The organism is Lactonifactor longoviformis (genome assembly GCF_042848515.1).
Taxonomy (GTDB): Bacteria; Bacillota; Clostridia; order Lachnospirales; family Lachnospiraceae; genus Lactonifactor; species Lactonifactor longoviformis.
The window spans coordinates 1,176,748-1,191,044 of the sequence record NZ_AP031453.1 but is presented as its reverse complement, the minus strand read 5'-3'; the positions used below and the strand labels follow the sequence as shown (position 1 = coordinate 1,191,044).

Below are 14,297 nucleotides of genomic sequence, written 5' to 3'. Positions count from 1 at the left end.
TAACCTCTCTTACTTGGAGGGCAGGCAATGCCTGCCCCTATCCTATTTCTCCATCTGACGCAGCTGCAGCGTTACCTGCTCCATCATCTGGGTATATTTTTCCAGCTTTGCCCGCTCTTCTTCTACCTTCTGCTGGGGAGCCTTGCTCATAAACTTCTCGTTTTTCAGCATACCGTTCACACGGGCAAGTTCCTTCGTCAGCCTCTCCTGTTCTTTTTTCAGACGCTCAATTTCTTTTTCTATATCTACCAGTTCGGCCAGAGGAAGATAAATTACCGCATCAGGGATTACTGCCGAGACAGCGTCCTCCCCTATACCTGTTTTATCCTTCTGTACCAGAACATCGCTGGCGTGTGCAAGGGTAGCAAAGAATACCCTGCCTTTTTCAAAGGTGTCCAGCACCTCCTCCTTCTCAGATACCACAAATACTTTTGTTTTCTTGCTGATTGGCACATTCATCTGCGTTCTCACATTCCGAATCTCCCTTACAGCCACTTTTATCAATTCTACCTTCTTCTCTTCCTCACTAAAGCTCCAGTCTTCTCTGAATGCAGGCCAGCTGGAAATCATAATAGATTCCTCCTCCGGCCAGAGAGTGCAGTAGATTTCTTCTGTGACAAAGGGCATAAAGGGATGCAGCAGCTTCAGCGCATTGGTAAGAACTGTCCGCAGAGTCCAAAGAGCCGCCCCTTTCGTCTCATCTGCGTCACTGTAAAGCCTTGGTTTTACCATCTCAATAAACCAGTCGCAGAACTCTTCCCAGATAAAGTCATAGACCTTCTGCACAGCAATGCCCATCTCATATTTATCCATGTTCTCTGTTACATCTTTTGCCAAAGTATTCACCTTGGAAAGAATCCATTTGTCTGCATCGGTAAGCGCTGCAGGATCCGATTCTTCCGCTGCTTCCGCCTTTTCCAGATTCATCATAATAAATCTGGATGCATTCCATACTTTGTTGGCAAAGTTACGGCTGGCCTCCACTCTCTCCCAATAAAAACGCATATCGTTGCCTGGTGCATTGCCGGTGATCAGCGTCAGCCTCAGGGCATCTGCCCCGTACTTGTCTATCACCTCCAGAGGGTCGATTCCATTTCCCAGAGACTTGCTCATCTTCCTTCCCGCAGGATCTCTCACCAGTCCATGGAAAATTACGGTGTCAAAAGGAAGCTGGCCGGTCTGTTCAATCCCGGAGAATACCATGCGGATTACCCAGAAAAATATGATGTCATAGCCGGTTACCAGAACATTGGTGGGATAAAAGTATTCCAGATCTTCCGTCATCTCAGGCCAGCCCAGAGTGGAGAACGGCCACAGCGCAGAGCTGAACCAGGTATCCAGAGTGTCCTCGTCCTGGGTCAGATGTGTACATCCGCATTTTGGACAGTTCTCCGGTTTTTCCTTTGCTACTGTCACTTCCCCGCAGCTGTCACAGTAATAGGCCGGAATTCTGTGTCCCCACCAGAGCTGCCGGGAGATACACCAGTCACGGATATTGTCCATCCAGTTCATGTAAGATTTCTCCATCCGCTCGGGTACCAGCTTCAGTTCCTTTTTCTTAACCGCATCCACAGCAGGTTTTGCCATCTCTTTCATACGTACAAACCACTGAGGTTTTATCATAGGCTCAATAGTTGTTTTGCATCTGTCATGTGTCCCCACATTGTGAACATGTTCTTCTACCTTCACCAGAAGCCCCTGCTCCTCAAGGTCTGCCACTATAGCCTTCCTGGCCTCGTAGCGGTCCATGCCTGCATATTTGCCGCACCTGCCATTCATAGTTGCATCATCATTTAGTATGTTGATCTCTTCCAGATTATGACGCTTTCCTACTTCAAAGTCATTGGGATCGTGAGCCGGGGTAATCTTCACACACCCAGTTCCGAATTCCTTGTCTACGTATGGATCCCCGATGACCGGTATCTCTCTGTCTGTCAAAGGAAGCTTCAGGGTTTTCCCGATCAGGTCGGTATATCTCTCGTCCTCAGGATTCACAGCAACCGCTGTATCCCCCAGCATGGTCTCCGGTCTGGTTGTAGCAATCTCTACAAACTCACTGCTCCCTGCGATGGGGTATCTGATATGCCAGAAGTGGCCTGTCTGCTCTGAATGTTCTACCTCTGCATCAGAGATGGATGTCTGGCATACGGGGCACCAGTTTATGATTCTGGAGCCTTTGTAAATGTACCCTTTGTTATAGAGTTTTACAAACACTTCTTCCACTGCCTTGGAACATCCTTCGTCCATAGTAAACCGCTCTCTGTCCCAGTCAGCGGAAGCCCCCAGCTTTTTCAGCTGATTGATAATTCTTCCGCCGTACTCGTCCTTCCAGGCCCATGCGTGTTTCAGAAATGCATCCCTTCCTATATCGTCTTTATCAATTCCCTCTTCTCTCAGTTTCTCAATGACCTTTACCTCGGTGGCTATGGCGGCATGATCCGTACCAGGCTGCCATAGCGCCTCATAGCCCTGCATTCTCTTAAAGCGAATAAGAATATCCTGCATTGTATTGTCCAGTGCATGGCCCATATGAAGCTGCCCCGTAACATTGGGCGGGGGCATTACAATGGTAAACGGCTTTTTCTCCCTGTTTACCTCCGCATGAAAATATTTGTTGTCCAGCCATTTTTGGTAAATTCTATCCTCCAATCCTTTGGGATCGTAGGTCTTTGCTAACTCTTTGCTCATGGATAGCCTCCTTGGTATTATTTTCTCTTTTTCCTATTTTTACTCTTCTGAGCGTATAGGGGATTACAATTCCTGTACTCGGCGGACAGCTTTTCCTTTCTGCCGCAGTGTGAGCCCCCGGAGGGTTTTTTATTACATGGGGATCGAAGTTTCCTATGTAATAAAAAAAGCCCTTACAACAATTGTTGTAAAGGGCGTCATACTTTTCTCAGATGCGCGGTACCACCTTTATTATAGGAAGGAACTGCATTCTCTCCTATATCTCTTAAGTCTTTTAACGCAGACCAGGCGTGATGGCTTACCAATTCTACAATGAATCCCTCTACGAAACCACTCGCAAAATCTTCAGCCCTCCGGTTCAAAAGCTACCTTCTATCTAACCTTCCCGGGATGGTCTTTCAGCCGATGAACCTTCCTCTCTGACAGGGTCTTTAGATATACTCCTCTTTCTCATAACCTTTTCCTATTGAACTTACGTCCTATCATAGTAGGCTTTTTGCTGTTTGTCAAGTAGGGAATCTCTTTTTCTTCTCTTCTAATCCGCATATGGGGCGGGTCCACCCTGATTCGGTCACGAACAATTCTGATCTTTCGCGGAGGATCTGCGGGCCTGTTGGTTGCGGAACAACAGGGAACGCATAGCAGTAAATCAGAGCTGGAATCAGGGTAACTCACCTTGCCATTTAATCAATGCATAATTCACACAGGCTCCGTTACCTTTGGCATTCCATAAAAAAATCTGCTCTCCCAGCGGGTAAGCAGATACATCAATTATAATACTTGCGGATATTATAAAAGGGATGTTCAACTTTGCACGGAAGTCTCACCTTTGGCATCTAGCAGGTTTCCTGACTCATGGATCACAGCTTTACTTTTCCTTCTCATACTTGCGTACAATGGACTTTTAAAGTATCGCTCCCCAAATACAGTGACCGGATCGCTTAGGACTCTCACCTAATTCCCTTTTCACCAATGTTGTGCGGTCAACACAGGTGCACTGGATGCTGCATATGGAATTATACAAGAATTATTCTAGCACAATTTTTTTCAGAATGCAATACCAACCCGGAAAAACTCTTTCGGTCTGCCCGGAGACAGGCCGAAAGAGCGCAGTTGACTGGCGGCATAGACGCTTCCCGGTCAGATAAGTATATACTTCAGCACAAAGATTGCCGCCAGAATATACATAAGCAGACTAATCTTCTTTTCTTTTCTCTTGCCGCTAAGCACATTCACCAGCACGTAAAAAATGATTCCCAGAGAGATTCCCTCTGAAATACTGTAAAAAAACGGCATTGCCATAACACAGACAAAGGCTGGAATCGACTCAGAATAATCCTTAAAAGGTATCTTGGCAATGGAGGTTACCATGATAAATCCCACCGCAATCAGCGCCGGAGCCGTGGCAAAGGAAGGAATCGCCAAAAAAACCGGGGATAAAAAGAGGGAAAGCCCAAATAATACGGCGACCACTACACTGGTCAGCCCTGTCCGCCCACCTTCTGCGATCCCTGTTGCGCTCTCCGCGTATGTAGTTGTTGTAGAGGTTCCGAAGACAGCACCTATGCTGGTTCCCAGCGCATCCGAAATCAACGCGCCTTTGATCCTGGGAAGTCTTCCCTCCTCATCCAGCATATCTGCCTGCGCGCCTATCCCCATCAATCCTCCCAGGGTATCGAAGATATCAACAAACAAAAAGGCAAACACAATGACTGCAAAGTCCAGAGAAAGCACCCTGGAGAAATCCATCTGCATAAAGGTCGCCCCCATTCCGGGAACCCCTATACCTCCGCTGAAATCAGGAAAAAGACTGTAGAATCCGGTTTCCGGATTAGGCCGGTATAGTCCTGCAGCCTGACACACCATTCCTGCTGCCCAGGTGCCCAGAATCCCCCACAAAATACCGCCCTTCACTTTTCTTACCAGGAGCACTGCCATAAGTATGGTGCCCAGGAGTGCCAAGAGGACCGTAATCCCTGCTGTAGAGAAGGTATGTTCCTTTATGGAACCGGTAAAAGAGAAAAAAGATACCAAAGTTGAAGGGTCCGCCCCCACAATCTTTGCATTCTGCAGGCCAATAAAAGCAATAAAAAGGCCAATTCCCGCAGAAACGGCATATTTCAGCGACATTGGAATGGAATTAAAGATTGCCTCTCTGACGTTTGTCAAAGACAAGAGCAGAAAGATTACTCCCTCAATAAATACCGCAGCCAGTGCTTCCTGCCAGCTGTACCCCATACCGCTCACTACAGTAAACGCAAAATAGGCATTCAGCCCCATTCCCGGCGCCAGAGCAAAGGGATAGTTCGAAAGCACTGCCATAAGCAGAGTGGCCGCCAGTGCCGCCAGTGCTGTGGCAGTAAATACAGCCCCCTGATCCATGCCCGCCTCTTTCAGGATAGAGGGATTTACAGCCAGAATATAAGCCATAGTCATAAAAGTTGTCAGTCCCGCGATCACTTCTGTCTTCACATCCGTGCCATTCTCTCTTAAATGAAATAATTTTTCCAGAACTGACTGTTGCTTGCTGGTCTCTTTCATAATGCAGATTCTCCTTCGTATTTTAAATTCTTCTAACTGCATTCTATCTTATGACAAATGGATTCGGAGTGTCAATATAAATTTAACACTCCGAATCCATCCGGCCTAAGATTCTTTTCCCTGATTCAGCTGTCTTTTTCTTTTCGTAATCAACCCGCCGATTCTCCCTGTCTCTTTGGCGGACAGGCTTCTCCATCCTGTCTCCATTACTTTATCCAGAAGCCCAAGTTCCTCAGCGATTTCGTATTTTAACTGTTCCTCAGGTGTAAGCTCATGTAATTTAATTTCTTCCTTTTTCTTTGATTTTCCCATAAAAAAAGTCACACTCCTTTATATTCTTACTGAAGTATGACCTTTTTTATAGTACTTTATTCAGACGGTTCGTAAATCTGCTCTCTTACTTGGGAATTATAATAGCTGCTACGATATAAGCTACAATCCCGCTTCCTCCAAAGCAGCTGAGTATCACCCATGCCAGACGTACCAGTGTGGGATCAATGTTAAAATATTCTGCGATGCCCCCGCATACCCCGCAAAGCATATAGTTAGCCGATGAACGGTATAATCTTTTTTCACTCATACTAAATTGCCCCTTTCTATTGATTCATTTTCTTAATCAAGTTCAAATTCTATGTCCAGACTCCCGGCATTGCATTTAGCCTCAAGTTTCCTGGATGCATTGGAGTCTCCCCACTGCTTTTTGGTTGAAAGTCCGGAATATTCAAAACCATCCAGACTTACCGATGCCAGGTCTCCTTTCATTTCAATCTGATAGTCATTCTGTTTTCCGGAGAGTGTGGTGCTCACAGAACCCGCATCACATTTTATCTCTACTTCTTTGGCATCCAGCAGCTCTGTGTCTAAGCTTCCGGCATTCACATCCAACTTGACTTTTGCCGCTGCAATGTCTTCATAAAGAGTGAGATCACCGGCATTTACCTCAGCTTCCAGTTCCTTCGTCTTCAGATTATCTACCTGACCGCTGCCTGCATCTATCTTAAGCTCTACCTCATCAAAACTCATCCCTCTGGGAATCTCTATCTCAATGGTATTATCATTGCTGACCCGGCCTCTGCTCTCAATCTTAAGGGTCCCGTTTTCCTGGTTTACCTTATCTTTTCTATTAAAGGTGCTCACACGAATCTCATCACCGTCAGTCTCTGACAGATACAGGTCTCCTTTGTTAAACTCAATCTCCAGTTTTTTAATCTCCCCGGCCGAAAAACTATGAGATGTCTCACTGCCCTCTGTTATGTCTCCGTGCTCCTCAAACCATCTGGCAGCAGTATGAAATTCAAAAGTATCCTCTACTTCCTGCCAGCTAACCCCCATGACAAAACCAGAAATCAGGAAGGCAATCCCCACCACAGCGAGAACCCCGCTGGCTATGAGGCTTATCTTAGTAAACTTTTTCATCTCTTGTCACCTCCTCTGCCCCGGTGAAAAATCCTCTGGCACAATCCAACCACAGCCCGAAGGGCCATAGGCAAAAGTTTTGCCACCACCCAGAGAAAAGCCACCAGAAGCATTATACCTATTGCCACCATAAGGAATCCGGCTCCGGAGGAGGCAAGCCCAACCGCGGGATTAGACGCTATCTTTATAATCCCGGTAACAATTACCGCTCCCCCTCCGGCCAGAAGACCCAGGGAGCCGGCTCCGATTCCCAGAACTACTCCAAGGATTCCAAACACCAAACCGAACACAATTCCAAGAATTCCTCCGGCCAGACCTAACCATACAGGACTTGTAAAAACCAGAATAATGATCACCAGAGCCAGATTCCCTCCGCTCCTTGTCTGTCTTCCCTGATACCCGCGGCTTCTTCGGCTGCTGTCCTCCCTCTCACGGATAACATTCGTCCTGTCGGGTACCTGGGTGCCCCCGGTAAAGCGGTGATCCTGGTATCCTGTTTCTGTATATTCTCCGTACGTCTCTGTCTGGGAATTCCCCTTCAGATCCGCTTTAATAATTGCGGCTACCTTTCCCGGGCTTCCCAGCTCGCTGATTACCTGCGCCTCGTTCTCAGGGCCGGCGTCATCAAAATAAGCGTTGTAGAAATCTATGGCATCCCGGCATTCCTGTTCCGGAATATCCCAGAGCAGCCGCTCAAGCTGCTTCATAAATTCAATTCTGTTCATTATACTCTCCCTCCCTCGAACATCTGCGTAATTTTGCCGGAATAATTTTTCCACTCTTTCCTGTAAAGATCCAGCTGTGCGATTCCTTTTTCTGTTACCTGATAATATCTCCGGTTTCTTCCTCCGTATTCCATATCATAGACTTCCAGACATGCATCCTTTTGAAGTCTGCGCAATACAGGATAGAGCGTTGACTCTGATACTTCCAGAACCTGGCGTACATCCTGGGTGATTTTATATCCGTATGTACCGTCTGTCTCTCTGGATACAACGGCCAGCACAATTGCATCCAGCAAGGCGGCACCTGTATTAAATACCATAAAACCACTCCTTTCCACTCATTATAAAAAATATATTATTATTTTTTTTGTAATATTATTTTATATTTAATACTATACGCTATATAATATGGTTTTGTCAATAGTATTTACAAAGTATTTTTTTTATTTTTTATCTGTGTTAAAATGGTTCAAATAGGATATTTAAAACAAACAGGTAGGAGGCTGATTCATGGACAGATGCAAGCACCGCGGCAAATACAGAATAACCATTCTTTTACTTGCCCTCTGCCTTTTTGTTGGCTGCAGTCATAAAGAGAAGCAAAAAGAGTCTCAGCCAGAAGGTCCGCCCAGGGATAACACCCCTCAGATACTGACCCCTGTCGCCGATGGAACTGTGACCTACGGAGATGATTCTGTTGTAATTGATGCATCCCATACCTCTGACGGATATGTAATGGTGAAGTATACCGGTACCTGTGAATTAGTAAAGGTTCTTCTCACCCTGCCGGATCAGACAGTATATAAGTATACATTGTCACTGAACGGAGATTATGATGTCTTTCCCCTGCCTGGCGGAGACGGCGTATATCAATTGGACATTATGGAGCATGTGGCAGATGACCAATATGCCACTGCATTCTCTCAGCCTCTGGAGGTTTCGCTAACCGATGAATTCTCCCCTTTTTTATATCCCAATCAGTATGTAAGCTTCACTGCCGATTCCCTGGCGGTGGCCAAAGCTGCCTCCCTGGCGGAGAATTGTTATTCGGATTTGGAAGTGGTAGAAAAGATCTATGATTTTGTAATCGGAGATATCAAGTATGATAAAGAAAAAGCAGATAATGTAAAAAGCGGATATCTTCCAGATGTGGATGAAACACTGGAGACCCAAAAAGGGATCTGCTTTGACTATGCTTCCCTTATGACTACCATGTTCCGCTCCCAGGGGATTCCCACGAAGCTGGAGATCGGTTACACCCAGGAACTGAAACATGCCTGGATCAGTACGTATCTGGACGAAATCGGGTGGGTGGATTCTATTATTTATTTTGACGGTAATTCTTGGGAACTCATGGATCCTACGCTTGCAGCCAGCAACGGCGCAAAAGATTTGAAAAAGTATATTGGGGACGGTAGTAATTATACACTCCAATATTCTTATTAACTGTTAACTGAAGATTTTGAAAGGAGATTATATGGCACAGGATACCCGTATCAAGCCATTGACGAATACAGAGCTGGCTTCCTTCTGCAGTCAGATGGCTATGATTTTAAAAGCCGGTATTTCTTCTGTTGAGGGGATTACCATTATGCTGGAGGATGCCGGCAGCAGTCAGGAGAAGGAGATCCTCCGGATCATCTGTGATACCCTGCAGACCACAGGAAATTTTCGGGAGGCCCTGGAGGAGACGGGAGCATTTCCGTCTCATATGCTTCACATGGCAGAACTGGGAGAACAGTCCGGTCGTCTGGACGAGGTCATGGACTCCCTGAGCCGCTATTATGAGAGGGAGGAATCTGTGGCCCAATCTATAAAAAGTGCTGTTACCTACCCTTTTATTATGATTGGTATGATGTTGATTATTATCATTGTATTAATCGTTAAGGTACTGCCTATCTTTAACCAGGTTTTTCTTCAGCTTGGACAGGAAATGACAGGATTCTCCAGAGGTCTTATGAATCTGGGAAAGGTTCTTGGAAGGTATTCCTATGTATTTATCGGAATTCTTTTTGTCCTCTTCCTGATATATCTTTACTTTGCAAAGGGGAAATCCGGTAAAAAAAGGCTGACTGCCTTTCTCAGCGCATTTCCGCTCACCAGAGAGCTCTGGGAAAAGATGGCCTCCGGACGGTTTGCAGGTGGGATGGCCCTTACACTCAGCAGCGGGCTGGACACACACCAGAGCATGGAGCTGGCTTCTGCCCTTGCAGATAACCCCAAAGTAACGGACAAAATAAAAAACTGTATGGAATTAATGGATACCGGCGTGGATGTTTCCCAGGCTCTGTCAGATTCTCATCTCTTTACCGGACTGTATTCCCGGATGATCTCCGTGGGATTTAAAACAGGTGCCCTGGAAACGGTTATGGAAAAAATAGCCTCCCTGTACGAGGAGGAAGTAGACTCCCATATAAACCGGATGATCTCGGTACTGGAGCCTACTCTTGTAGCTGTCCTTTCTATTATTGTAGGTATGATTCTGCTGTCCGTAATTCTGCCGCTTATGGGTATTATGTCCAGTCTATAATCCTGCGGGAACCGCATTTCATCAACTAGGAGGTAAGGCATATGGCCCGATTTCAGCATAAAAAGCAACCTAATACCAGAAACCTGTGGCTTTCCGTTCTTATTTTTGCGGGAATTCTGCTCTTATTCTATACAGGAGTTACTTCCATCTCAAGGATTTCCCTTAAAGAGCAGGAAAAAAGTCTGAAAACAGCCCTGTCTCAGGCAGTCGTGCGCTGCTATGCAGCAGAAGGCTCATACCCGGAAAGCCTGGAATACTTGAAAGAACATTATGGGATTACCTATGACAGCAGCCGGTTCTATGTGGACTATCAGGTAACCGGAGCCAATATTCTGCCTGATATTACAGTTATTTCCAGACAAGAATGAGGAGGCACAGTATGAACATTAGAACTTCAAGAAACCATGTGGTAGATTTTGTATTTACACTGGCTCTCTTCTGTGTATTTGCAGCCTCCGCCCTGATGGTAGTTATTATGGGGGCAGATGTCTATCAGTCCGCAGTATCAGAATCGAATACGTATCACACCCGAAGTACTGCCCTTACGTATCTGTCGGAAAAAATCAGACAGAATGATGCAGGCGGGAATGTGGACGTAGGCAGTTTTCAGGGCCATCAGGCCCTGGTTATCCGTCAGGAGATTGAAGATACTGCGTATATTACTTACATTTATCTCTACGAGGGAAAACAGCTCAAGGAGTTATACACAAAAGAGGGAGCCATTGTCCCCGACGGCAGCGGCCAGGAGATTCTTACCGTGAATGATTTTACAATAGAAGAGTTGGGACAGAATCTGTACCGCTTTACTGTGGAAGATACGGGCGGCAGCGAAAGCTCCCTTCTCATAGGAACTCATAGTTCCTGAAAATAGCAGAGGAGTAATCAGATGAAAACTCATAATCCGGCAAAACGTTCCAGTTTGTTCCTTATGGAACTCATGATCGCAATTTTATTCTTCTCGCTGGCCAGCGCAGTCTGTGTTCAGCTGTTTGTGAAGTCCCATCTTCTCACCAGAGAGGCAGCAGATCTGAACCAGGCAGTCAGCCAGGCCCAGAGTGCTGCGGAGGTGATCCGCTCCACCGACTGCAGTTCCTCTGCAGTCAGCGAATCTCTGCCCGACGCCGTTATTGACACTGATGGCTTCCGGCTCTACTATGATAGTGAATGGAACTTCTGCAATAAGGAAGATGCCAAATACCTGCTCCGGGCGGATCTGTCTTTTCAGCCGCAGATGCTGTATTCCCATATAGCGGTTACAGATATCCAGGACAGGGATTCTATCTATGAGCTGGATGTCAACCGTTATCTGTCTCTCGCCCGATAGCAAAACAGTCTGCAGAAAGGACATGTCATGGAGAAAAAGAAACAACCTGTTGTCACTATGGGAACCTCTTCCATACTCGTCATCTTTATAATACTATGTCTGGTAACCTTCGCCATGCTGTCACTGGCAAGCTCCAAGGCAAGCCTTACTTATGCCGAAAAAATTGCGGGCAGAACATCCGACTATTACACTGCCTGCAATCAAGGGGAGGAGCTGCTGGCAGAGATACAGACAGCCCTTACAGAGATTCCTGCCGAAGCTCCCGCCCAATACTACCAGGATGCCTATAAGGCACTTCAGCATATAGAGGGAGTCCGGGCAGAGCTTCCGGAGCCTTCCCAGGCCCCCGTCATCTCCTACCAGATCCCAGTCAATGAGGATTTTATTTTGGATTGCCGTCTGGAAGTTACCTTCCCCCGGCAGCTGCAGGATCCCCTCTGCAGAATTATCAGCTGGAAGGAAGTTTCTGTGAAAGACTGGAAACCTGACGATTCCCTGAATCTTCTGGATCCGGACGGGGTATAATTGAATCAGAAAGGATAACTCTATGGATGTATTGGAATTATTAGGAAACGCTACACAAAAAGGAGCTTCGGATATCTTCATTATCGCCGGCCTGCCCCTCTCTTACAGAATCAACGGAGTCCTGGTACACGAGGAGCAGCGGCTGCTCCCACCGGATACCGAGGAAATTATCAGAAGTATCTATAAATTAGCAGATAACCGTGAGATCCGCCCTTTTATGGAAACCGGGGATGATGATTTTTCCTTTTCTATCAAAGGAATGTCACGTTTCCGTGTGAGCACGTATAAACAGAGAGGATCTCTGGCTGCTGTTGTAAGGATTATTACCTTCCAGCTTCCAAACCCCACGGATCTGGGGATCCCTGCCAATATTATACGTCTGGGCCAGCTCTCCAAAGGCCTTGTGCTCATTACAGGCCCTGCCGGAAGCGGCAAGTCAACAACTCTGGCCTGTATTGTTGACGCGATTAACAATTCATTGGCACGTCATATTATGACCCTTGAGGACCCTCTGGAATTTCTCCACAGCCATAAAAAAAGCATTGTAAGCCAAAGAGAGATTAATACAGATACGGAAAGCTATGTCACTGCCCTCCGGGCCACCCTGCGCCAGAGTCCTGATGTGATTCTGCTGGGGGAAATGAGAGATTATGAGACCATCAACGTGGCCATGACTGCTGCGGAAACAGGTCATCTTATCATTTCAACGCTGCATACCATCGGCGCTGCCAATACGATTGACAGAATTATCGATGTGTTTCCCTCCAACCAGCAACGGCAGATTGCCGTACAGCTTTCTATGTGCCTGCAGGCAGTAGTGACCCAGCAGCTGGTGCCTGCCACAGACGGCAGACTGGTACCTGTATTTGAGATAATGAAAGTGACACCTGCCATCCGCAATATGATACGGGATAACAAGGTGCCACAGATTGAAGGACTGATCTATTCCTCCACCACAGAGGATATGATCTCCACAGATGCAAATCTGCTGAGGCTGTACAAAGATGGAGTAATCTCTAAAGACACCGCCCTCAGTCATGCCTCAAATGCGGAGATGCTGAAACGGAAGCTTTAGAATCTGTCCTTTTTCACTTCATTTATCTGAAATTCAAAGCATTCTTTTGCTACAACATTGCTGAGTACCAGAAGACAGATCAGATTGGGGATTGCCATGAGTCCATTCATTGTGTCTGAAAAATCCCAGACAATCTGAAGTGTAGTCGTCGCCCCCACAAAGGCAATGAGAGAGAAAAACAGGCGGTATACCTTATTGGCCTTTGTGGAGCGGACAAGAAATTCCAGTGACTTTTCCCCATAATATTCCCAGCCCAGAATCGTAGAGAACGCAAACAGCATAATACCGATGGAAACCAGCCAGCCTCCGGCACTGCCAAGAGCCGTGCGAAAGGCAGCGATGGTGAGATCCGCACCGGTGAGAAGTTCTCCGGTAGCCTCATTTACCTGTCCCAGTACTCCGGAAGAGGCAATTACCAGACCGGTTACAGAACAGACCACCAGGGTATCAAAAAATGTACCCGTCATATTGATATATCCCTGGCGGGAGGGGTGATCGGTTTTGGCAGCGGCAGCCGCGATTGGCGCAGATCCAAGGCCGGCTTCGTTGGAGAATACCCCTCTGGCAACGCCCCATCTCATTGCCTGAAGCATACTTGCCACGACACTTCCCCCCACGCCTCCTGCTACGGCTTTGACAGAAAATGCCATGGAGAAAATCTCTGCTGCTCCGGAGGGCAGATTTTTTATGTTTATGATAATTACAACAATTCCGGACACAAAATATAGAATGGCCATAAAAGGTACAATCTTTTCACAAACCCTTCCTATGCTTTTGATGCCCCCAAGCAGAATGGTAATGGCCAGCACTGTGATTATGGCCCCTGTTATCATCTTAGGAACACCGAAGGTATTTTGCAGGGCTCCCGCAATAGAGTTGGCCTGTGTCATATTGCCAATTCCAAAAGATGCAAGAACTGCAAATACTGCAAAAAGAGTTGCCAGAGGAGTGCCAATCCATTTCCTCTTAAATCCATTTTTCATAGCGTACATAGGTCCGCCTGCCATCTCCCCGGCGTCATTCACCTCTCTGTATTTCACTGCCAGAACACTCTCCGCATATTTCGTCGACAGGCCAAACAAGGCACTGATCCACATCCACACAATAGCACCGGGACCGCCGAGAACCATAGCAGTGGCAACTCCCACAATATTGCCAGTACCAATGGTTGCCGCCAGAGCCGTCATCAGGGACTGAAAGGGAGTAATATCGCCCTCGCTCTCCCCCTTGCTTCTGTCAGCCTTTGAGAAAACGGATCGCAAAGCGAACCCCAGATTCCTCCAGGGCAAAAACTTCAGGCGTATGGTAAGAAACAGTCCGGTCCCCACCAAAAGGACCAGCATAACAGGCCCCCATACAAAATCATTTACCTTAGACAACACATCTGAAAAACTCATCCTATTCCCTCCTTTTTCTATATCTGTGCAATACAGGCAAAAGGGGACGGACACCAAAACAGATGTCGTCCCCCTT

15 protein-coding genes and 1 riboswitch are annotated in these 14,297 nt (G+C 46.7%); of the genes, 7 read left to right on the top strand and 8 right to left on the bottom strand.

All coding sequences use genetic code 11. From position 1 onward, the window contains the following. Positions 1-42: 42 nt before the first annotated feature. The 7 genes from ACGHCT_RS05430 to ACGHCT_RS05400 all read right to left on the bottom strand — a co-directional run bounded on the left by ACGHCT_RS05430 (position 43) and on the right by ACGHCT_RS05400 (position 7,690). Positions 43-2,688, bottom strand: a complete 2,646-nt coding sequence (locus tag ACGHCT_RS05430) for a valine--tRNA ligase (protein ID WP_390438804.1) — start codon at positions 2,686-2,688, stop codon at positions 43-45. Between the two features lie 820 nt (positions 2,689-3,508). After that, positions 3,509-3,705: riboswitch (cobalamin riboswitch) on the bottom strand. A 123-nt stretch (positions 3,706-3,828) separates the two neighbouring features. After that, entirely contained in the window at positions 3,829-5,229 is a 1,401-nt protein-coding gene (locus ACGHCT_RS05425) for an NCS2 family permease (protein ID WP_390438802.1), read from the bottom strand. A gap of 105 nt (positions 5,230-5,334) precedes the next feature. After that, positions 5,335-5,541 (bottom strand): small, acid-soluble spore protein, alpha/beta type, encoded by a 207-nt coding sequence (locus ACGHCT_RS05420; RefSeq protein ID WP_072849276.1) that lies wholly within the window; start codon positions 5,539-5,541, stop codon positions 5,335-5,337. An 85-nt stretch (positions 5,542-5,626) separates the two neighbouring features. Then, the gene (locus ACGHCT_RS05415) at positions 5,627-5,809 is read right to left on the bottom strand and encodes a PspC domain-containing protein (RefSeq protein ID WP_072849278.1); all 183 of its coding nucleotides are present in this window, start codon (positions 5,807-5,809) and stop codon (positions 5,627-5,629) included. A gap of 32 nt (positions 5,810-5,841) precedes the next feature. Then, complete coding sequence (locus ACGHCT_RS05410; protein WP_390438798.1) at positions 5,842-6,645, bottom strand: DUF4097 family beta strand repeat-containing protein; 804 nt, start codon at positions 6,643-6,645, stop codon at positions 5,842-5,844. Next, positions 6,642-7,370: a DUF1700 domain-containing protein gene (locus ACGHCT_RS05405; protein ID WP_072849280.1), complete on the bottom strand. Its 729-nt coding sequence runs from the start codon at positions 7,368-7,370 to the stop codon at positions 6,642-6,644. Before ACGHCT_RS05405 ends, ACGHCT_RS05410 begins: the two co-directional genes overlap by 4 nt. Then, entirely contained in the window at positions 7,370-7,690 is a 321-nt protein-coding gene (locus ACGHCT_RS05400) for a PadR family transcriptional regulator (protein ID WP_072849281.1), read from the bottom strand. Before ACGHCT_RS05400 ends, ACGHCT_RS05405 begins: the two co-directional genes overlap by 1 nt. A gap of 190 nt (positions 7,691-7,880) precedes the next feature. Between ACGHCT_RS05400 and ACGHCT_RS05395 the strand changes: the two genes are divergently transcribed. From ACGHCT_RS05395 to ACGHCT_RS05365, 7 genes are read left to right on the top strand one after another with little or no spacing between them, the layout of a single operon-like run. Then, positions 7,881-8,816, top strand: a complete 936-nt coding sequence (locus ACGHCT_RS05395; RefSeq protein WP_390438795.1) for a transglutaminase family protein — start codon at positions 7,881-7,883, stop codon at positions 8,814-8,816. 31 nt (positions 8,817-8,847) lie between these two features. Next, entirely contained in the window at positions 8,848-9,900 is a 1,053-nt protein-coding gene (locus ACGHCT_RS05390; protein WP_390438792.1) for a type II secretion system F family protein, read from the top strand. A 41-nt stretch (positions 9,901-9,941) separates the two neighbouring features. Further along, a complete protein-coding gene (locus tag ACGHCT_RS05385) occupies positions 9,942-10,268 on the top strand; it encodes a hypothetical protein (RefSeq protein WP_072849284.1) in 327 nt (108 codons plus the stop codon). A gap of 11 nt (positions 10,269-10,279) precedes the next feature. Next, positions 10,280-10,765 (top strand): DUF4860 domain-containing protein, encoded by a 486-nt coding sequence (locus tag ACGHCT_RS05380; RefSeq protein ID WP_072849285.1) that lies wholly within the window; start codon positions 10,280-10,282, stop codon positions 10,763-10,765. Positions 10,766-10,786: 21 nt separating this feature from the next. Continuing rightward, positions 10,787-11,224, top strand: a complete 438-nt coding sequence (locus tag ACGHCT_RS05375) for a hypothetical protein (RefSeq protein WP_390438789.1) — start codon at positions 10,787-10,789, stop codon at positions 11,222-11,224. 27 nt (positions 11,225-11,251) lie between these two features. Then, positions 11,252-11,749, top strand: a complete 498-nt coding sequence (locus ACGHCT_RS05370; RefSeq protein ID WP_390438787.1) for a hypothetical protein — start codon at positions 11,252-11,254, stop codon at positions 11,747-11,749. A 22-nt stretch (positions 11,750-11,771) separates the two neighbouring features. Next, on the top strand, positions 11,772-12,824 hold the full coding sequence (locus ACGHCT_RS05365; RefSeq protein ID WP_390438786.1) for a type IV pilus twitching motility protein PilT: 1,053 nt from the start codon (positions 11,772-11,774) through the stop codon (positions 12,822-12,824). Here the strand turns inward: ACGHCT_RS05365 and ACGHCT_RS05360 are convergent. Then, positions 12,821-14,221, bottom strand: a complete 1,401-nt coding sequence (locus ACGHCT_RS05360) for a sodium:alanine symporter family protein (protein ID WP_072849291.1) — start codon at positions 14,219-14,221, stop codon at positions 12,821-12,823. The genes ACGHCT_RS05365 and ACGHCT_RS05360 overlap by 4 nt on opposite strands. Positions 14,222-14,297 lie beyond the last annotated feature (76 nt).